The 19,576-nt window shown below is 53.1% G+C and carries 12 protein-coding genes and 4 pseudogenes; 6 read left to right on the forward strand and 10 right to left on the reverse strand.

The window, feature by feature from the left end; all coding sequences use genetic code 11:
* Positions 1-72 precede the first annotated feature (72 nt).
* Together ACQ86O_RS08775 and ACQ86O_RS08780 are read left to right on the forward strand one after the other, a co-directional pair.
* A complete protein-coding gene (locus ACQ86O_RS08775) occupies positions 73-1,338 on the forward strand; it encodes a 4-aminobutyrate--2-oxoglutarate transaminase (protein WP_431224911.1) in 1,266 nt (421 codons plus the stop codon).
* Positions 1,339-1,350: 12 nt separating this feature from the next.
* Positions 1,351-2,804 (forward strand): annotated as a pseudogene (locus tag ACQ86O_RS08780) (NAD-dependent succinate-semialdehyde dehydrogenase).
* A 184-nt stretch (positions 2,805-2,988) separates the two neighbouring features.
* On the opposite strand, the gene yfcF reads toward ACQ86O_RS08780, so the two are convergent.
* Positions 2,989-3,624 carry a glutathione transferase gene (yfcF, locus tag ACQ86O_RS08785; RefSeq protein WP_431224912.1) on the reverse strand — a complete coding sequence of 212 codons (636 nt, stop codon included), beginning with the start codon at positions 3,622-3,624 and terminating at the stop codon, positions 2,989-2,991.
* Between the two features lie 79 nt (positions 3,625-3,703).
* On the reverse strand, positions 3,704-4,357 hold the full coding sequence (locus ACQ86O_RS08790) for a Qnr family pentapeptide repeat protein (RefSeq protein ID WP_431224913.1): 654 nt from the start codon (positions 4,355-4,357) through the stop codon (positions 3,704-3,706).
* A 602-nt stretch (positions 4,358-4,959) separates the two neighbouring features.
* Between ACQ86O_RS08790 and ACQ86O_RS08795 the strand changes: the two genes are divergently transcribed.
* The 4 genes and pseudogenes from ACQ86O_RS08795 to ACQ86O_RS08810 all read left to right on the forward strand — a co-directional run bounded on the left by ACQ86O_RS08795 (position 4,960) and on the right by ACQ86O_RS08810 (position 11,971).
* Positions 4,960-6,042, forward strand: coding sequence for a type I restriction endonuclease (locus tag ACQ86O_RS08795; RefSeq protein WP_431224914.1), 1,083 nt, complete (start codon positions 4,960-4,962; stop codon positions 6,040-6,042).
* A gap of 248 nt (positions 6,043-6,290) precedes the next feature.
* Complete coding sequence (locus ACQ86O_RS08800; RefSeq protein ID WP_431224915.1) at positions 6,291-7,745, forward strand: EmmdR/YeeO family multidrug/toxin efflux MATE transporter; 1,455 nt, start codon at positions 6,291-6,293, stop codon at positions 7,743-7,745.
* A 90-nt stretch (positions 7,746-7,835) separates the two neighbouring features.
* Positions 7,836-10,600, forward strand: a pseudogene (locus tag ACQ86O_RS08805) (DUF2339 domain-containing protein).
* Positions 10,601-10,634: 34 nt separating this feature from the next.
* Positions 10,635-11,971: pseudogene (locus ACQ86O_RS08810) on the forward strand (DUF3999 domain-containing protein).
* 110 nt (positions 11,972-12,081) lie between these two features.
* Here ACQ86O_RS08810 and ACQ86O_RS08815 read toward each other — a convergent pair.
* The 8 genes and pseudogenes from ACQ86O_RS08815 to ACQ86O_RS08850 form a co-directional block, all read right to left on the reverse strand.
* Entirely contained in the window at positions 12,082-13,311 is a 1,230-nt protein-coding gene (locus tag ACQ86O_RS08815; RefSeq protein WP_431224916.1) for a beta-ketoacyl-ACP synthase, read from the reverse strand.
* Complete coding sequence (locus tag ACQ86O_RS08820; protein WP_431224917.1) at positions 13,308-14,039, reverse strand: 3-ketoacyl-ACP reductase FabG2; 732 nt, start codon at positions 14,037-14,039, stop codon at positions 13,308-13,310. The genes ACQ86O_RS08815 and ACQ86O_RS08820 overlap by 4 nt, the downstream gene beginning before the upstream one ends.
* Positions 14,036-14,512 carry a 3-hydroxy-fatty acyl-ACP dehydratase gene (locus ACQ86O_RS08825; protein ID WP_431224918.1) on the reverse strand — a complete coding sequence of 159 codons (477 nt, stop codon included), beginning with the start codon at positions 14,510-14,512 and terminating at the stop codon, positions 14,036-14,038. Before ACQ86O_RS08825 ends, ACQ86O_RS08820 begins: the two co-directional genes overlap by 4 nt.
* Positions 14,509-15,678 carry a beta-ketoacyl-[acyl-carrier-protein] synthase family protein gene (locus ACQ86O_RS08830; RefSeq protein ID WP_431224919.1) on the reverse strand — a complete coding sequence of 390 codons (1,170 nt, stop codon included), beginning with the start codon at positions 15,676-15,678 and terminating at the stop codon, positions 14,509-14,511. The genes ACQ86O_RS08825 and ACQ86O_RS08830 overlap by 4 nt, the downstream gene beginning before the upstream one ends.
* Before the next feature lies 1 nt (position 15,679).
* On the reverse strand, positions 15,680-16,267 hold the full coding sequence (locus ACQ86O_RS08835; RefSeq protein ID WP_431224920.1) for a DUF3261 domain-containing protein: 588 nt from the start codon (positions 16,265-16,267) through the stop codon (positions 15,680-15,682).
* Positions 16,264-18,583: pseudogene (locus tag ACQ86O_RS08840) on the reverse strand (MMPL family transporter). Before ACQ86O_RS08840 ends, ACQ86O_RS08835 begins: the two are co-directional and overlap by 4 nt.
* On the reverse strand, positions 18,552-19,157 hold the full coding sequence (locus ACQ86O_RS08845) for an outer membrane lipoprotein carrier protein LolA (RefSeq protein ID WP_431224921.1): 606 nt from the start codon (positions 19,155-19,157) through the stop codon (positions 18,552-18,554). Before ACQ86O_RS08845 ends, ACQ86O_RS08840 begins: the two are co-directional and overlap by 32 nt.
* Positions 19,154-19,576, reverse strand: coding sequence for an acyl-CoA thioesterase (locus tag ACQ86O_RS08850; RefSeq protein WP_431224922.1), 423 nt, complete (start codon positions 19,574-19,576; stop codon positions 19,154-19,156). The genes ACQ86O_RS08845 and ACQ86O_RS08850 overlap by 4 nt, the downstream gene beginning before the upstream one ends.

The following is a 19,576-nucleotide window of genomic DNA, read 5'->3' on the forward strand; positions in this document are numbered from 1 at the left end:
CTGTGTAAATAAACGACATTGTTTCATACTTGTGAACAAAACTGACAACTGGCACCGCCCGGAGAGAACAGCATGAAAAACGCAGAATTGAATCAACGTCGTCTGGCCGCTACCCCACGTGGGATTGGCGTGATGTGTGGTTTTTACGCCGAGCGTGCAGAGAATGCCACTTTGTGGGATGTGGAAGGTAACGAAGTCATCGACTTCGCCTCGGGCATTGCCGTGCTTAACACCGGCCACCGCCATCCGACAGTGATCGCCGCGATTGAAAAACAGCTTAAGTCGTTCACTCACACCGCTTACCAGATTGTCCCTTACGAAAGCTATATTGCGTTGGCAGAGCGCATCAACCAGGTGGCCCCCATTGAAGGCACCTGTAAAACTGCCTTCTTCACTACCGGTGCCGAAGCCGTAGAAAATGCGGTGAAGATCGCCCGTGCTCATACTGGCCGCCCCGGTTTGATCACCTTTGGTGGCGGCTTCCATGGCCGAACCTACATGACCATGGCGCTGACCGGCAAAGTGGCCCCTTACAAACTGGGTTTTGGCCCGTTCCCTGGCTCGGTATTCCACGGCCAGTATCCTAATGCGCTGTATGGTGTTAGCACTGAAGACGCCATGAACAGCCTGGAGCGCATCTTTAAAGCCGACATCGATCCGCAGCAGGTGGCCGCAATTGTGCTGGAGCCGGTGCAGGGCGAGGGCGGCTTTAACGTTGCTCCGCCAGAGTTTATGCAGGCGCTGCGTACGTTGTGCGATCGCCATGGCATCCTGCTGATTGCCGACGAAGTGCAGACTGGCTTTGCCCGTACCGGCAAATTGTTCGCGATGGATCATTACGCGGTAAAACCAGACTTGATCACCATGGCGAAAAGCCTGGCTGGCGGTATGCCGCTGTCTGCCGTGGCAGGCCGTGCCGAGGTGATGGATGCCCCGGCACCGGGCGGGCTGGGTGGGACTTACGCCGGTAACCCACTCGCTGTGGCTGCCGCCCTGGCAGTATTGGATGTGATTGAAGAAGAACAGCTTTGCCAGCGCTCGCAGCGTTTGGGCCAACACCTGGTGGAAGTGCTGCAACAGGCCCGCAGCTTCTGCCCGGCCATTGTTGATATCCGTGCCCAGGGTTCGATGGTGGCAGTGGAGTTTAACGATCCGGCCACCGGCAAACCTTCGCCGGAATTTACCCGTCAGGTACAACAAAAAGCGCAGGAAGAAGGGCTGCTGTTGCTCAGTTGTGGTGTGAACGGTAACGTGATCCGTTTCCTGTATCCACTGACCATTCCCGATGCCCAGTTTAATCAGGCGCTGGCGATCCTTTCCCGCGCACTGAGCCAATAAGGAGCTATAACGATGAAATTGCAAAATCCCGATCTGTTACGCAGCCAGTGTTTGATCAACGGCGAGTGGTGTGACGCACAAAGTGGCAAACGTGAAGCCGTGATCAACCCAGCCAACGGTATTGAGTTGACCACCGTGCCGCTGGTAAGTGCCGAAGAAACCCAACAGGCTATCAATGCTGCGCAGCAGCGCAGATTGGCTGGAAACAACAGACCGCCAAGCAGCGTTCAGTGCTGCTGCTGGCTTGGGCCGATAAAATCATGGCGGCCCAGGAAGACTTGGCACAACTGATGACGGCTGAGCAAGGCAAGTCGTTGGCGGAAGCGAGTGGTGAAGTTGCCTATGCCGCTTCGTTTATCACCTGGTTTGCCGAAGAGGCCAAACGGATTGACGGTGCCGTGTTGCAGGCACCGCAAGCTTCACAGCGCCTGGTGGTAGTGAAACAGCCAATCGGCGTCTGCGCGGCGATCACTCCATGGAACTTCCCGGCGGCCATGATCACCCGTAAAGCCGCTCCCGCGCTGGCGGCAGGCTGCACCATGATTGTCAAACCGGCAGAACAAACTCCTTTAACCGCGTTGGCACTGGCAAAACTGGCTCAGGATGCCGGGATCCCGGCAGGTGTATTGCAGGTGGTCACCGGTGAAGCGGCCCAGGTCGGTAAAGTGCTGTGCGATAGCCCGGTAGTCCGTAAGCTGAGCTTCACTGGCTCAACCGAAGTCGGGCGTATCCTGATGGCCCAATGTGCTCCAACGATTAAAAAGCTCTCACTGGAATTGGGTGGCAACGCGCCGGTTATCGTGTTCGACGACGCTAATCTGGACGCAGCCGTTGCTGGCATCATGGCTTCTAAATTCCGTAATAGCGGCCAGACCTGCGTTTGTGCCAACCGCATCTACGTGCAGGACGGCATCTATGAGCGCCTGGTGGAGAAACTGGTGGCAGCGGTAGAGCAACTGAAGGTGGGCGATGGCACGCAGGAAGGCATAACACAGGGGCCGCTGATCGACGCAGAAGCCATAGATAAAGTGCAGAGCCACATTGATGATGCGCTGATCAAAGGGGCGCAAATCGCCACCGGCGGCCAGCCGCACGCGTTGGGCCGTACATTCTTCCAACCGACGGTGGTCACTGGCGTAACGCAGCAAATGCGCTTTGCCAAAGAAGAAACCTTTGGCCCGGTCGCTCCGCTGTTCCGTTTCCATGACGAGGCAGAAGCTATCGCCATGGCTAACGATACTGAATTTGGCCTGGCCGCTTACCTGTTCACTCAGAACGCTTCCCGCCAGTGGCGAGTACCCGAAGCGCTGGAATACGGCATGGTGGGCATCAACACCGGGCTGATTTCCAATGAAGTCGCCCCCTTTGGTGGTATCAAGCAATCTGGGCTTGGGCGTGAAGGGTCGCGTTACGGGATTGAAGAGTATCTGGAACTGAAATACTTGTGTATCGATGTGAGCTGCTAATCCCCAGAACCTGAAAAAACCCATCGCCTTTCAAGCTGCAGCGCTGTTACCTGTGCTGGCTGCAATTTGAAATTCATAGGGAATACCCCCGGTGGCCCCGGCTGCCAGAGGGTATCCCCCTTCTCTGCAAGAAGTGATGTTGTTTCTCAGCCTTGAGAACGGCGGCGTCGTGGCCGCCGGCTTTTTAACCGCGCATTTTTTCCGGCAAGGCCAACCATGCCTGTACCGACGGGCGCTGCCACTGTTTTTGTACATAATGGCGGATATTTTCAGGGACTTCTTCGCCGTGCATGACCAACCGGTTAAGCATCAGCGCCAGATCGCTATCGGCGATGCACCATTCACGGAACAAGTGATCCTGCCCATGACTTAACAGCCTTTCGGTGGCGGCAATCAACTTCTGCGCAGCCTGCTGAGCCGCTTCGCTCAACGGGGCAAATTTGCCAGCGCAAAAAATCACCTCGGTTGGGCGCTCTGCCCGTAACGCCAGGAGATCGCTGCGTAGCCAGGCCTGGACTTCACGGGCTTTGGCACGCTGTTTGACATCACGTGGATAGACTGGATGAGCGGGGTGGATCTCTTCTAAGTATTCATCAATGGCTGAGGATTCGGAAAGCTGGAAATTATCCATCACCAACGTTGGTACACGGTGCGTTAACGACAGGGAGCCATAAGCCTGAGAGCGGTTTTCACCCTGTGACAGATCCACCGGTTTAACGGTAAAAGGGATACCTTTTTCCGTCAGCGTGATAAAAGCCGACATGGCATAAGGGCTGAAAAAGTTTGCGTCTGTGTAGAGTACGGTGGCCGCTTGGTTCATGATGTCTTCCTTAGAAAAAAGGGAGTGTGAAATCATTGGCTAACAATCAAACAAAATCAAGATAATGTCTGATGACAGTTTATGAGTCACTGACCAATATAATCCCTAACCGGTCGATCAACCCGACGATTTGTTGGCTATCTAACTGCGCTCCTTCCAGATCAACCTGGCGGAGATCCAATTCCCCCAGTTCCGCGCCGGTAAGATTGCAGTGGTTAAAGGTGGCGGAGCGCCAGTCAAAATGGTTGAACTCCCCGCCTGACAGATCCGAACCGATAAACGATGCGCCAAGCACGTTGGCACCATTCCAGCGGTTTTCCCACAGTTCGCATTTCTCCAGTACCACCTTGGAAAAGTTAGCGTAGCTCAGGTTGCTTTTGGTGATAAAGGCGCTGCAAAAATAGGTGCGCTGCGAGATCATGTTCATAAAATTTGCCCCGCGGAAATCGGCACCCTGCACCTTGCATTCGCGGATTTCCAGACCGAGGGCCTGAGTATTACGCAAGTCTGCCAGGGAGAGATCGCAGCTTTTGAAGCTGGCATCTTTCAGCACGGCCCGGTTGAAACAACAGCCGAGCTGGGTTTCTTCATCATAGAAAACGCAGCCAATAAACTGGGTGTCGGTCAGATCCGCACCAGAGAAATCACAATTCAGGAATTTGCCGTTATGGATGGTTTCACCACGGAACTGGTCACGCGCTATCTTGCTGGATCGCAGAAGTAAGGGTTGCATCTTTTTACCTGTTTTTTTATACAGCCAGTGATGATGGTACCCGAGGTGCGAGGTAAAGGGAAATTCGGCATTACCAAGTTTGTGTTAGTTGTCGGTATTGAAGTTTTCGGCATATAAAATTAAACAGGATCAGGTACTTTTATATAATTGCATATCAATCTAGTATTGATTGTGAATTATTTACAAGCTAATTATAAATCAGAGTTATTTAAAGGGATTAAACTAGAAATTGATTTTTTAATTGATGAAGAGCGCTAAGGGTAACTTCAGGTAGTAGAAAATAAATACTTAAAAATTAGCACTATGTTTATCACTCCACCTCTCTTCCAAAGTGGTAGAGGCGGAGTGAGGGCGCATAGTTTTTCCCCTTACCTTAAACCTTCCCTCCCAAAGAAGAGGAAATTAGTCTACTTAAACCGACTTACATTAAGCTGGGTTAGGAGATCTTTTGATTTTTTAACTTAATTAAATTGGTGTGATTCGTTTATGTTGAAATTAAGTGATCGTTGTCTTGTTCTGAGAAGAAAAAATTCAACAACAGTTTTTTTTATATAGATTATGTATAGTGAATAATTGTAACTATTTGACATGGAGGAAGTTTTATGGGGCTTTTAGACGAGCTGTATAGTCTTTCAGCTAAGATCAAACAACAAGCCGTTATCATTCAAACGGAAGAAGCTACAAAAAGCGCTTTTGTCATGCCTTTCATAAATAAGGTACTTGGCTATGATGTTTTTGATCCAACAGAAGTTACTCCAGAATTTATCTGTGATGTTGGTACAAAAAAGGGCGAAAAAATTGACTACGCTATTTTAAAAAGCAATGAAATACAAATACTTGTCGAGTGTAAAAAAATCGGCGAGCCACTCAATGTCAACCATGCATCACAGTTATTTAGATACTTCCATGTTACCAATGCAAGAATATCTATTTTGACTAATGGGCAGGTATATAAATTTTTCACCGATCTTGACGCTCCTAATAAGATGGATGAAAAACCATTTTTAGAACTCGACTTGTTAGATATTGATGAAAATGTCGTTCCAGAAATTGTTAAGTTAACCAAGTCAGCGTTTGATGTAGAGTCAATAGTAAATGCCGCTGGTGAGCTGAAATATGTTAGCCAAATTAAGAAAATATTTTCAACTCAGTTTAATAATCCTGAGGAGGACTTTGTAAAATTTTTTGCATCCCGAGTTTATGATGGAATTCTGACTCAAAAAGTTCGAGAGTTGTTTGCTACACTAACTAAAAAAGCCGCTACTCAGTGGTTAAATGATCAAGTAAATGAGCGTCTTAAATCTGCAATAAGCGGTACCGCGCAAATTTCAACAATTAATGAGCCGAAAGAGGATGATACGGAGCAAACAATAACTGTAGCTCCAGAAGCTGAGGCCATTGTTACCACGGAAAATGAGATTGAGGGATTCCATATTGTAAAATCCATAATTCGTACTGTTGTTGAGCCTAGTAGGATTTCTCATAGGGATACGAAAAGCTATTTCGGTATATTACTTGACGATAACAATAGAAAACCTATTTGTAGGCTTCATTTTAATCGGAATCAAATGTATATTGGCTTGTTTGATGTTGATAAGAAAGAAACCCGTTACCCAATAGAAGTTTTAGATGATATTTATTTACATTCTGATCATATTAAATCCACAGCAGAAAGTTATAATTAGTTTACGATGAGTGGCTAGCTAAAATAGCCACTCTATTTCCTTCTTGTAATAATTACAAGTCACGACTCATTAAATTTATAAATTCCAAAACTGACATCCCAAAGTTTTAAAATAAAATTTATGAAAATAATATACCTGCATAACGATATTAACATTCAATATGCGTAATGAGAAAAAATACCTTGCAGAATAAGCGCCGATAAACCATCATTTGAAACGATGTTTCACTCCCTTGCTACAGGCCAACCTTGAACCTACCCGCAGTACTGCGCCAGAGCGTTGCCAAAACGCACTGGTATGCCAAGCGAAAAAGCTATCGAGTGCTTTTTTGGCGTGAGATCACGCCGTTGGCAATCCCAATCCTGTTGGAAAATACCTGCGTCCTGTTGATGGGAGTGGTGAGCACATTCCTGGTGAGTTGGCTTGGCAAAGAGTCGATGGCGGGTGTGGGGCTGGCAGACAGTTTCAATATGGTCATTATTGCCTTTTTTGCCGCGGTGGATTTGGGCACCACGGTCGTGGTGGCCTTTAGCCTTGGCACCCGGGATCGTAACCGGGCGCGGGCGGCAGCGCGCCAATCGTTGGTGCTGATGACGGCCGTGGCGCTGGTGCTGGCCGCGGGGATCCATCTGGCCGGGGAGCAGATAATCGATGTGATTGCCGGTGAAGCCACGCCTGAAGTCAAAGCGTTGGCGCTCTCTTATCTGCAAACCACCGTGTGGAGCTACCCGGCAGCGGCCATTGCGCTGATCGGCAGTGGTGCCTTGCGTGGCGCGGGCAATACCAAAATCCCGCTGCTGATTAACGGTGGAATGAATATCTTCAATATCCTGATCAGCAGTACGCTGATTTACGGGGTGTTTGGCTGGAGCGGGTTGGGCTTTATGGGGGCCGGGCTGGGGCTGACTATTTCCCGCTATCTCGGTGCTATCGGCATTCTTTATGTCCTTATGGTGGGACTTAACCCGGCGCTGCGGATTTCGCTAAAGAGCTATTTCACGCCGTTAAACAGCAATATCCTGAAGGAAGTGTTGGGGATTGGTATTCCGGCCAGCATTGAGTCAGTGCTGTTTAACGGCGGCAAATTGCTGACGCAGATGTTTGTCGCCGGAATGGGCACTAACGTCATCGCCGGTAACTTTATTGCCTTCTCCATTGCGGCACTGATTAACCTGCCGGGTAACGCCTTGGGGTCGGCTTCGACCATCATCGTCGGCAAGCGTTTGGGGAAAGGGCAGATTGCTCAGGCTGAGCGGCAACTGCGCCACGTGTTCTGGTTGTCTACTATTGGGTTGACGGTGCTGGCCTGGGGAACCGCTCCCTTTGCGGGGCTGTTTGCCTCGTTTTATACCCAGGAAGAGGATGTTAAAGAGGTAGTCAAAATCCTGATCTGGCTTAACGCCGCCTTTATGCCAATTTGGGCCGCTTCATGGGTGCTGCCCGCCGGGCTGAAAGGGGCACGCGATGCCAAATTTGCCATGTGGGTGTCGATGCTGGGCATGTGGGGTTGCCGTGTGGTGGCGGGTTATACCCTGGGTGTGGTGCTTGGCATGGGAGTTATCGGGGTTTGGCTGGGCATGTTCTTTGACTGGGCGGTACGTGGAGCCTTCTTCTATTGGCGTATGGTGAGTGGACGCTGGCTATGGAAATACCCACGTATCAAGCCGGTACAGCCCGTTGCGCCAGATCAGGAAAAATCGTAATCAGAACGCTGTGGAGGCTATCGATCCATTGTCGATAGTTATCTTTTGGTGTAAGACTATCGTCACGACACATGAGCTGAAGGCTGTACCATGGACGGATTAATTTTTATCGCCGGACTGGCGTTGTTGTTATGCCTGGTGGTATTACCCATTTCGGTGGTGATAGCGCTCGGGCGTGGCAAACGCAACCAGCGGGAAATTGAACAACTCACACTCACCATCACCCAGCTACGTCAGCAGGTGGATAGCCTTGCGAGCTCCAAAACCGGGCCCCCTCGGGTGGTTTCTGCTCCCGTGGCGCAACCGGTGGCGGCGGTGCCTACAGTGGATGATTTTACGCCACAACCTGCTCCTGCCAGCAGCGTGGCTCCACAACAACCCCTCACCCCTCCATCGGAGGTGTTCGCCCCTGCTGGATCCGTGGCTCCGGTAACGGTCAACCCTTGGTCATCTGCGACTCAACCCGTTGCTGATACGCCTGAAGAGAAGAAAAACGTCCTGCTAAGTGGGCTGATTTCCTGGTTTATGCAAGGTAATCCACTGGCTAAACTGGGGGTCCTGCTGCTGTTCTTCGGGCTGGCCTATCTCATGAAATACAGTGTTGAACGTGACATGCTGCCCATTGAGTTCAGGCTGATGGGTGCGGCGGCGGCCAGTGGTATTTTACTGTGGTTTGGCTGGCGCCTGCGTCTTAAGCAGACGCTGTATGCGCTGATCCTCCAAGGTGGCGCGGTGGGGGCGCTCTATATCACCGTGTTCGGTGCCTTCCGGCTTTACCAGCTCTTGCCACATATGCTGGCCTTCGGGTTGATGCTGGTTATCTGTGCCGCCAGCGTGGGGCTGGCGGTATTACAACGGGCGCTCAGCCTGGCGATGCTTGCCAGTCTCGGCGGTTACCTTTCGCCGTTGCTGCTCTCTACCGGCGGTGGCAGTTATATCGCGCTATTTTCCTACTATTTATTGCTCTCGCTGGGCATTCTGGCGATCAGTGTCTGGCAACCATGGCGGCCGCTCAATCTGCTGGGTTTTATCTTCTCGTTCGGTGTCGCCGGGCTTTGGGGGATGGACAATTATCTGCCAGCGGACTACCTGGGCTGCCAACTGTTCCTGATTGCCAATATTGTGATCTTTGGCGTGCTGTGCCTCGCCCTGACCCTGCGCTCACAGCTCCCTGGTGAGAAAGTTATTGATGGCGTACTGCTGTTTGGCCCGCCGCTGATAGGCTTTGGCATGCAGTATCTGATCACTCGCCAGTGGGAATTCGGCCCGGCGTTTTCTGCGCTCGGTTTTGGCCTGGCATATCTGCTGTTGGCCTGGGCTGCGCTGAAGCGCTATCCCTCATTGGGCAAGATGCTGGCCATATCCGGGCTGGCGTTGGGCGGTGTGTTTACCACGCTGGCGATCCCACTGGCGCTCTCCGCCGAGTGGACCTCCATGGCCTGGGCTCTGGAAGGGGTCGGTATCCTCTGGTTGGGGCGTGCGCAAAAGCAAATCCGTATGAGCCTCAGCGGCTCCGGGTTATTAGTGCTGGCCCTGGCTTCTGCGGTGGTGGCCTTTAATGCGGGAATGTCTACTCTGTCCTTCACGCTGGTCTTCGCCATATTGGCTTTAACCTGGCTCGCGGTGGCCTTCCTTTGGCGCGATCTTGAAGCTGCCGCAGAACTGCGGTTGATAGTCAGCCGTGCTTTCCTGGCCGGGGGATTTTCCTGTGGCTGGTCTGCCTGTCAGGCTTTGCCGCCAGGCTGCATTTAATCGCCGATCAGGCCGCGTTCCTGGTTCTGGTGCTGGTGACCTTGTCGGTAGTGCTGTGGCGATGGGCAGCGCAAAGGCTGGCCTGGCTGGAATTGGGCTATAGCGTTTGGCTGCTATGGCCGGGTATGTTAGCCATGCTGCTTTTCCAACTGACGAGCTGGGATTCATTACTGGCATCAGGCTGGCTGAATCTGGCCTGGTTGCTGGCCCTGCCGGTAGCCTATTGGCTGTTGAAGCGGGATGCGGGTGCTCTGCCGCTACGCTTGTTGGATCAGGGCCTGCACCTGTCGCTGTTCTGGATGGCGCTGCTGGCTCTGGGTTATGAGGTCTTCTGGCGCACGACGCGCTTGCCGTGGGGGATGGACGAGTGGCGGCTTGGTCTGCAGGTTGGTTTTATCGCGCTGATCATTTTGGCCACCCACGGTGCACTGCGTAGGCAATTTTGGCCGTTTGCCGCGCATCGCCAACTTTATGGAGCCATTGCCATGGTTCCGCTGGCGGTATTGGCCTTGCTGTTCCTGGTCGTGGGCAACGTCTTCGATGGTGTGACTACCGGCTGGCAATATTTGCCTTTGCTGAACCCATTGGAGGAAGGCGCTGGCTTTGCGATCCTGGCGCTGATTATTTTGGGGCGGTTTGCTCGCCGGGAATATCCGCAATACGCCGCAGGGTTGAAACTGGGGCTGCCGCTGTTTACCGCAGCCGCTCTGTTCTGGTGGGGCAACGGTCTGATCCTGCGTGCGTTAGCTTATTATGCCGATATTGCCTGGCGGGCAGATATCCTCTGGGGTTCCCGCCTGGTGCAGACTACCTTCGCATTAGTGTGGATGCTGACGGCGCTGTTTGTCATGTTGTGGTCAACCCGCCATCGGCAGCGTGAAGTCTGGTTCAGCGGGGCCGCCTTACTGGGGCTGGTGATTATCAAGTTGATGCTGGTGGATAGTGCAAGAGGAGGGGGATTAGCCCGGGCCGTTGCGTTTATTGGCGTAGCGATACTGGTGTTGATTGTGGGCTATTTTTCGCCATTACCCCCAAAACCGAGCGCATCAAGGAGTCCAATGTGGAAAGCGAACGAGGGAATGTATGAAAGTAAAACTGAATAGCTGGTGGTTGTTGAGCTCGCTTTTCCTGGCAGGTATGGCGGGTGCTCAACCGGCTGCCGTTACAGAGAAACCTCAAGATTTCGCTTATGGCTTCCCTTTAACCACTGAAGGTAACGAACCGTTTTTCCGCATAGATTTGCCGGAAGAGGTGTATACCGGGAGTGTCTGGCCGGATCTGCGAGATGTGCGCGTGTTCAACAATCAGGGGTTGGCGGTGCCGTTTGCCCTGACAGGGAATATCACCACCCAGAATGATAGCCAAACCTATCCGTTGCGCCTGTTCCCGATGAACGGCAAAAAAGTGACCCGGCAGGAGCGGGAAATGTTTTCGCTGAAATCGGCGGGTGGAGTAGAGATCACCCTGCCCGTGGAGAGTGGGCAGGAGATGGGGCCGACCTATTTGCTGGAAGTGCCACAGCATGAAGGCAGCTATCCCCGTTTGACCCAGTTAAAACTGGCCTGGGATCGTCTACCCGAAAACTGGCAGGCCCGCGTCAGTGTTTTGTACAGCAGAGATTTAAAAAATTGGTCAAGTAGCGTGGTTGATGCTCCCTTGATGGACCTGGTTTCTGGTACCGATCGGTTGTTGCTGGATACTGTCGATCTGGATAATGACGGCGGCTACTCCAGTACCCGTTATCTGTTATTGGTGTTTAGCGATGCCAAAATGGCGCCGGATCTGAAGATCAACTCAGTACAAGGCATTGCCAGTTCCAGCCGCACGGAGCAGCAGAGGATCGCTTTATCCTTTGACCATAAAGCCATTTCTGCCAGCGAGGCAGAATACACTTGGCCAAATCCCCAGCCGTTGAACAATATCAGCATCAGCCCTGCGCAAAGCAATACCGTATTGCCGCTCGAGATTGACTACCGCAGTGCAGCGAATGACAGCTGGCATCCGCTGACCAAGCAGGTGGTTTACTCGGTGAACGGGCGCACGGCAGAAGCGATCCCGTTGAAGGGTTTATTGGTGCAAGGTATTCGCTTGAAGGGCATCAACCAGCAGTGGGGCGATCGGCTGCCAGAGGTCACCGCAGAGCGTGACAGGCAAACGCTGGTGTTCAATGCTCAAGGAAGCCCCCGTTCCTGCTGGCCTGGGGAAGTAAAGCGGCCGAGCCTCAGGCGATCCCTTTGGACACGTTGATCCCGCAAGCACTGCGTGAAACAGTGTCTGTGGACGGGTTGCCATCGGTTGATTTCCAAGCCAAAGTCGTGCTGGGTGGCACCGAACGTTTGAGTGCCCTGGATGCTACTGAAGAAGCCAGCCTGTGGAAAAAAGGCCTGCTTTGGCTATGCCTGGTGTTAGGAGCTGGCGCTCTGGTGTTGTTGGCGCTTAAGGTATGGAAAGAGGTTCAGCACAAGCCGGAGTAAGGGGAAATGCTGGTCAGTTATGGGTAGCCAGATCCTCACGCCCCCTCCCGAAGGGAGAGGGGGTAGCCTCAGGCAGGGCACTGATTTAAAGGATTTTTTCATTCTTTGGTTTATGCCCAGCGTTTGATAATAATCGAGGTGTTGATACCCCCAAAAGCAAAGTTATTGCTTTGCAGGAATTCACAATCGATGTGGCGTGCTTCCTCCATAATGTAATCAAGAGCACCGCATTGTTCATCGGGGTTATGCAGGTTCAGTGTTGGAGCGAACCAGCCCTCACGCATCATCTGCAGGCTCATCCAGGCTTCCAGTGCGCCACAGGCTCCCAGCGTGTGGCCAAAGTAACTCTTCAACGATGAGATAGGCACGTTATCACCGTAGATCGCGGCCGTTGCGTGGCTTTCAGCGATATCCCCTCTGTCGGTGGCGGTACCGTGGGCAGAAATGTATCCGATATCACGAGCCTGTAAACCGGCCATCTGCAGGGATTGTTCAATGCATATCTGCATGGTTTCGCGCTGAGGTTGGGTGATATGTGCAGCATCACAGTTGGTGGCGAAGCCAATAATTTCACCGTAGATGGTTGCCCCGCGCGCTTGCGCATGCTCCAGCTCTTCGAGGATCAGCGTCCCAGCGCCTTCACCGATAACCAGGCCATCACGTTGCCGGTCAAACGGTGAAGGTGTCAGATGCGGTTCATTATTGCGCTGGCTGGTAGCAAATAGCGTATCGAACACGGCGGCTTCGGAAGGGCACAGTTCCTCTGCTCCACCGGCAACCATAACCGTCTGATAACCATGGCGAATGGCCTCCCAGGCGTAACCAATAGCCTGGCTACCTGAAGTACAGGCACTGGAAGTCGGTATCACGCGCCCGCGCAGGCCAAAGAACAATCCGGTATTGACCGCAGTCGTATGCGGCATCATTTGCACATAGGTGGTGCCGGTGATGTTGTTGGTATGTTTTTCGGTCAACATGGTGGCGAACTCGCTCACCGGGCCGGTACTGCCGGTGGATGAGCCATAGGCGATACCTGTCTGCCCGTGGGTCAGCACCGGATCGCCAATCAACCCTGCCTGCTCCAACGCCAGTTCCGTTGCGCGGGTCGACATCAAAGACACCCGGCCCATGGAGCGGATGCGTTTACGGGTATAGTGCTCTGGCAGCGCGAAGTCATCAATTGGCGCCCCCAACAGGGTATGCAGACCATCATAGACTTGCCATTCCGGCATTTGCCGAACGGCATTTTTATAAGCCAGCAGCTTGTCTGATATCGCCTGCCAATTTTCACCAAAGGCGGTGATACCGCCCATACCTGTAATAACTACCCGACGGTTCATAACATCCCTCCATTGATGGAAATAGCCTGACGAGTCACGTAGCCTGCTATATCTGACATCAGATAGCTTGCCAGCCCGGCGACTTCTTCTGCCTGGCCCATACGTTTCATCGGGATCATGGACATGGCTTCATTTAACGCCGTCTCCTCCATGGTTATCATGCCAGTATCAATCAGCCCAGGAGCAATACAGTTGACGGTAATTTTGCGTTTTGCCAACTCGACGGCCAGCGCTTTGGTTGCGCCAATAATGCCGGCCTTTGCCGCACTGTAGTTGACCTGGCCACGATTCCCCATCAGGCCAGAAACGGAAGAAAGCGCAATGATACGGCCCCCTTTACGTGCCGCTATCATTGGCATGATGCAGGGCTGGATCACGTTGTAGAAACTGTCCAGATTGGTGTGGATCACCGAGTCCCAGTCATCATCGCTTAGCGCTGGGAAGGCGGCATCGCGGGCTATTCCTGCATTGTTGACGATGCCATACCAAGGGCCATTGTCTGCGATATCCTGTTCGAGGATTTCCCGGCATTGCTGGCGATTACTGACGTCGAAACCCAGCAGTCGGCCCTGACCGCCTGCAGCAATAATGGCCTCAAGCGTTTCTCGTGCAGCGGCTTTACCCTGGTGGTAATGCACCCCGACGACAAACCCATCAGCCGCTAACTGGTAGGCGATGGCGCGTCCGATGCCTTTACTGGCTCCGGTGATGAGAACTGAGCGGCTCATGCTGTAGATCCCTGATTAAAAAGTATGGTTAATTCGTCTTGCGTGGGTTGAAAGGTATTGACCCGGCCCGTAGCCAGCAGGTCCCCTTCCGCGCAGATAGTGCAATCAAAACTCCCTACACGTTCATCATGCATCAGCAGGTTGACCTGGATATCAAGTGTTGCCCCGGCCGGCAGGCTGCCAGCAGCACAGATTAACTCTCTGGCTCCGAGAACCATTCCCAGCGAGATACGCTGCTGCCCTTGCTGGCGGCGATGCCAACCCGACCAGACACCTATGGTTTGTGCCATCAGCTCCAGGGTATACCAGCCAGGCAACTCCCCCTGAGCATTGATAAACGGTGCCAGCACGCTTTCGGCACCGATCGCAACCTGGCAATGTGCACTATCTTCAGTCACGCTAATGACTTCTGCCAGCAGCAGCATGGGAGCGTCGTGCGGCAGGTATTCCGCTGGTGGCAAGTATTGGCTCATGTAACCCTCCCCAACAGGATGCTGGCGTTATTACCGCCAAAGGCGAAAGAATTAGACAGAATGATTGGGCGCGTCAGCGGTTGCGGCGCCTGCAATACGCCACAGAGCGGTAATGCCGGGTCCAGCGGCGAGCGACTGAAATCCTGCGGTGGCAATGGTAAGTCATGTTGTAGGATCAGTGCGCTCAGAGCGGCTTCGGTGATCCCTGCGGCACCCAAGGTATGCCCGGTTAGATGCTTGGTAGAGCTGCAAGGAACGCTTTCTCCGAACAGGTCATGTACCACTTTGGATTCAATCTGATCGTTGAGTAAAGTAGCCGTGCCATGCAGGTTTATATAACCCACATCATCAGGTTTCAGCCCGGCATCCTGCAAGGCCTGCTTAATGGCACGTATAGCTCCAGCCCCCTGGGGATGTGGGGCCGAAATATGGTAGGCATCGCTTGATTCTCCCACACCTAACAGCGCGATGGGTTGTGGCTCGCTGGTCAGTACCATCAATGCTGCACCTTCGCCAATGGTAATACCGCAGCGGCCGCGGCAAAACGGCTGACAAAGCTCAGTGGAAAGAGATTCCAGGCTGTGAAAACCGTTGATCGGCATGCGGCTTAAGGTATCTGCCCCGCCGACAATCGCTATATCCGCCAGGCCTGCTTCGATAAGGCGGCGTCCACTGATAATGGCGCGGGCGCTGGAGGAACAGGCGGTGGACAGGGTAAATGCGGGGCCATTCAACCCCAGCCAACCGCTGAGGAAACGCGAAGGGTCGCCCAATTCTTGCTGGGAATATTGCCAACTGGGGCTGTTTTCGCCGTTAATTATATGATTAACATGCCGATCGCCTTCATCCAGCCCGGAAGTGCTGGTTCCCAGCACGACGGCGATGCGATCGGAGCCAAAGCGAAGGATGGCTTCATCCACTACGGGTTGAATTTGAGCCAGGGCTGCCAATAGCAGTTGGTTGTTACGACTGCGGTGCGCGGTAAAGCTAGCGGTAATTTCGGGTAATTCTCCTTCCACGCCACCAAACACCGCTGCGGGTTGGTTCTGCAACCAACCTTCACGGCTGCGCATACCTGGAGCAACCCCGCGGGTCAGATTGGCCGCAATCTCCTGCGCCGATTGGCCAAGCGCGTTAATCATGCCTAAGGCAGAAATATAAATCATATCAATCATCCAGATATTGAATGGTGATGTGGTATTTAAAGACATGTTGCTTGATGCTAATCGGCTCACGTTTGTCTTTACGTTGTAGGTACGTGATTTCAGTTATCAACTTACCGCCTGGATTGCGTAACTCACGTTTGTCTCCCTTATCGGTCAGCGTCCATCCCTGCGGTAGTTGTTTTTGCCAGGCAGAAATCGGCCAGTGGCTGAGCATCACGTCAGCCAATACCTGGCTGGCTGGTGGTAACTGTGGCACCACAATCGACTGCTCGGTATGAATGCCTTTTTCGTCATAGGTGAGGAGGAATAACCGAATGCCGACGGAAGACAGCCCGGCAAGGGCGAGTTTATTGGCATCTGCGTTCAGGATAACCAGCAGAGATTGAGTTTGTCCGTTAAAGCTGCCCGTTAATAATTGCTGGGATTTCACCTCTGGCTGAATGCCGGGTGCGGGCAGCGTGACACGCACTCCAGGCTCAAGCCAGGCCTGAGGCCGCGTACCCTCTTCATTCTGTGTTGAGCGGCTACAGCCAGTGATTACTAGCACGGCAAACAGGGGAACAATGCGCCAGAAGTCGCGGTTTATCATATTTTTCTCTTCTTACGGGCAGGCATGGCTAACGGCGAGAGCAGGAAAGCCGTAAAAATCCCGCTGACCAGGACAATCCCGAAACTGCTGATTGCCTGAGTGGTGCTGAAGACCAGCATGCCTAGCGTTAATAATGTTGTCATCATGGCGAGTGTGATCGCCAGCAACGATGTCAGTGGTGTCCCGCGTGGGTTGCTGAAAAACAGCGTGTAGTTGATGCCAATCCCCAGAACCAGCACCAGAGCCAGCAGCGAAAACAGATTCACAGCATGCCCACTCAAGGATAAAGCAGCCATCCCGCAACCCAACGACAATACTGAAGGCACAAGGCTGATCAACCCTTTGCGCCAACCCAGGCGTGCTACCGCGCTGCAGGTAATTACCGCCAGTGCGACTATCAGCAGGCCGGTAAGTATCAGGCGATAGAGGGCGAATAACTCATTGAAGGTATTTTTACGATCAACCCAGGCTACGCCCTGGTGTGCTTGCGCCAGTGAGTTCAGTGTGGCGCTGTCTTTCACGCCTTCTACCGGGATCAGCACACCGCTTTCACCATTGGGTAACGTCAACCACATCAGACGCCAACCTTCGCTGGCCGGGCTGGCAAGCCATTCCTCAACCGTGACGGGCATAGCTTGCAGATCCGGGGTGACAGCGGTTAGCCCTGCATTTTTTAATGTGCTGATCGCTGCCGGTGCCGCATTGTGTAACAGAGCAAGATCCTGCTGCTGGCGTGCCAGCGAGTTCAGCGGGATAGTCCGAAAGCCGCTGAGGGTGCCGTTCTGACGCCTCTGCTCCAATGCGGGGGTGAAGGCTTCAAGCCGTTCCAGGGTTTGTTGCGGCGTGGCACCATAAACAACAAACCATTTCTGATCCACGCTTTGCCCGGTCAGCCGGGTAATGGCTTTTTCCTGCGCCAGAATATCCTGCGGCAAAGCCTGCAACTGGGCGATGTCATCATCGACGTGCAACGTGGCAATCCCTCTCAGCGAGATAAGCGCCAATAAAATGGGGAGCCCCAGCGACAGCTTTTTGTTCCGCCGCCAGGCGGCAAGCCAGCGCAGCAGTAATGCCATTGCCGGAATGGGGCGTACCGGTAAATTGCGGCATAACCAGGGATGCCAGAAGACAACCGTCAGGCATGAAGCGCTTAAGCCTACGGCGGCAAACACGGCCATCTGGCGGATCGCCGGGAAAGGGGCGAGCATCATGATCAGATACGCCGCTACGGTAGTCAGCAGCGCCAGAAACAGCGCCTGGCGTACCTTGATCAAACTCTGCCACGGGGAAACTTCGCCGCCGTGTATCATGCGCTCCGTCAGGTAGTAGAGCGTGTAATCGGCCGAGATGCCGATAATGCTCATGCTCATCACCAGGGTCATCAGGTGCAATTCACCGAAAATGAGCAAGGTGGCCGCTGTGCCGGCTAAAGCGCCGATCCCCACAGAGATCAGGCACAGTAGTAATGGGCGCAGTGAACGGAAGACCGCCACAATCAACAGCACGACGCCAAAGAGGGTAGCGACGCCCAGCGTGGATATGTCCTGCTTCGCCTGCTGACTGGCGTAATCACTGTAGAACAGAGTACCGCGTGAGAGGAGCTGTGCCTGGGGATATCGCTCTTTTAGCTGATTTCCCATTGCGGTGAGGGTCGTCACGACATGGCTGGTTTGCTGCATATCAAATGACGATCCTGAAAGCTCGCCATGCAGAAAATACCAGTAGTTGCCTTGGTCGTCCTGAGTGACCAGCCAGCCCTCCATCAGCCGTAAACGCTGGCTGTTTTGCGCCAGTGCCAATTGAGAGCCGCGCATCAGCATCAGTGGATCGTTCTGTAACTCCTTGCCGCTCACACCAGAAAACGCGGAATAGAGTTGGGACAGGATCCACTGTGCTTGGGCTTCGCCCCCATTTTGCAGGCGTTCACGCGTGGCGCTATCAACCAGGCCATTGCGATGCTGCCAGAAGAAATCCCCCAGGCCTGCTGGTTTGTGGCATCCATCGGGCCTTTCACCGTATCCAGCATCCCGGCGTTTTGCAGTTGGGTGAGCCAATATTGCGCAATTTCAGGACTGGCTTGTTTCCCTGGGCTAACCAGCCAGACCAGTTGTTTATCCAGGCGCTGCATGAACCCATCATTCAGCGCGGGGGGATGCTACCCAAAGCCTGTTTGGGCAACATAGCCAATACGCTGCTGTTTATCCTGGCCTGCGGCAGCAGGGCCAGCAGCACGCCTAGCAATATCAGGCATGTCAGCCCCCACAGCAGCGCGGGGCGCTTGGCATTAGTATGTGGCAAAACGCTGGAGTTCTTCATCTGTCAGAGTTGCAGGTATTAGCCGGTGTTGAGATAAAGTGATCTCTGTACGATCGCCTTGCTTATCGTTCAGATGGATAGTTTCCAGATAGGTTTGCCCGGTTAGCACGAGGGTGGCAAAAATTCTGTCCAGAGGCGTGGTGGTGGGTGTCAGGTTAAGTACCCAACGACCTTCACCTTTATCCTGGAAATCAATACGGAAGTTTTGCTCCAGCACTTTACGGTCCGCCTGGAACAGCGCACGCAACAGATGATTGAGCTGGAACATCTGCGGGTTATTTTCAGCGGTAATGACCTGTGGCGTCTGGTTATTAACGATTTGCACCATGCGTGATTCGTTCAGCATCAGGGTCATGGTAAAGGGGGCTTTCTGGTCCCACAGCAATCCCTGGTCACGGGCGATCAGCATTTCACCCTGTGAACGCAGCGGTTGTGGCAGATCCTTAATGGCACGGGTCTGTTCAAAATGGGCACGAACCACCGGTTGTTCGGTAAAACGCTGCTGCAACTCATCGAGCGTCACAGCGCTGACCCAAGGGCTGATAAGCAGGATCAGGAGGGGCCAGGCTCTCATGGCGTCACTCCCATGCGTTCAAACAATATTGGTGGGCAGACGAAGCACATTTCACGGCTCTTTTCTTCTACTGCTACCTGAATGGTGTAACCGGTCGTGGTGCGTTTACCGCTGGCGGCGTCAAAAATCTGATAAGCGATTCGCAGCCGGTTTTCATACTCTTCAAGGGTGGCGCGGACACGAAAACGTTGCTCAAAGGTGAGCGAATCGCGGTATTTCACGCGAGTATCCACCACTGGCCAGAGATAGCCTGATGCTTTCATTTGCCGATACCCGTAGTTGAATTGGTTCAATAATGCTTCACGGGCAATTTCGAAGTAGCGGAAGTAATTTCCATGCCACACCACCCCCATCATATCGACATCATGGAAGGGAACTGTCAGTTCTATTTCGGTAGTAAAACAGGGATCGTTTAGCAC

The organism is Serratia sp. L9 (genome assembly GCF_050632285.1).
GTDB lineage: Bacteria > Pseudomonadota > Gammaproteobacteria > Enterobacterales > Enterobacteriaceae > Chania.

What these genes read in the sequence shown, in the direction of transcription:
- ACQ86O_RS08775 (WP_431224911.1), top strand. Translation starts at nt 73, where the DNA reads ATGAAAAACGCAGAATTGAATCAACGTCGTCTGGCCGCTACCCCACGT.
- yfcF (WP_431224912.1), bottom strand. Translation starts at nt 3,624, where the DNA reads ATGAACCAAGCGGCCACCGTACTCTACACAGACGCAAACTTTTTCAGC.
- ACQ86O_RS08790 (WP_431224913.1), bottom strand. Translation starts at nt 4,357, where the DNA reads ATGCAACCCTTACTTCTGCGATCCAGCAAGATAGCGCGTGACCAGTTC.
- ACQ86O_RS08795 (WP_431224914.1), top strand. Translation starts at nt 4,960, where the DNA reads ATGGGGCTTTTAGACGAGCTGTATAGTCTTTCAGCTAAGATCAAACAA.
- ACQ86O_RS08815 (WP_431224916.1), bottom strand. Translation starts at nt 13,311, where the DNA reads ATGAACCGTCGGGTAGTTATTACAGGTATGGGCGGTATCACCGCCTTT.
- ACQ86O_RS08820 (WP_431224917.1), bottom strand. Translation starts at nt 14,039, where the DNA reads ATGAGCCGCTCAGTTCTCATCACCGGAGCCAGTAAAGGCATCGGACGC.
- ACQ86O_RS08825 (WP_431224918.1), bottom strand. Translation starts at nt 14,512, where the DNA reads ATGAGCCAATACTTGCCACCAGCGGAATACCTGCCGCACGACGCTCCC.
- ACQ86O_RS08830 (WP_431224919.1), bottom strand. Translation starts at nt 15,678, where the DNA reads ATGATTTATATTTCTGCCTTAGGCATGATTAACGCGCTTGGCCAATCG.
- ACQ86O_RS08835 (WP_431224920.1), bottom strand. Translation starts at nt 16,267, where the DNA reads ATGATAAACCGCGACTTCTGGCGCATTGTTCCCCTGTTTGCCGTGCTA.
- ACQ86O_RS08845 (WP_431224921.1), bottom strand. Translation starts at nt 19,157, where the DNA reads ATGAGAGCCTGGCCCCTCCTGATCCTGCTTATCAGCCCTTGGGTCAGC.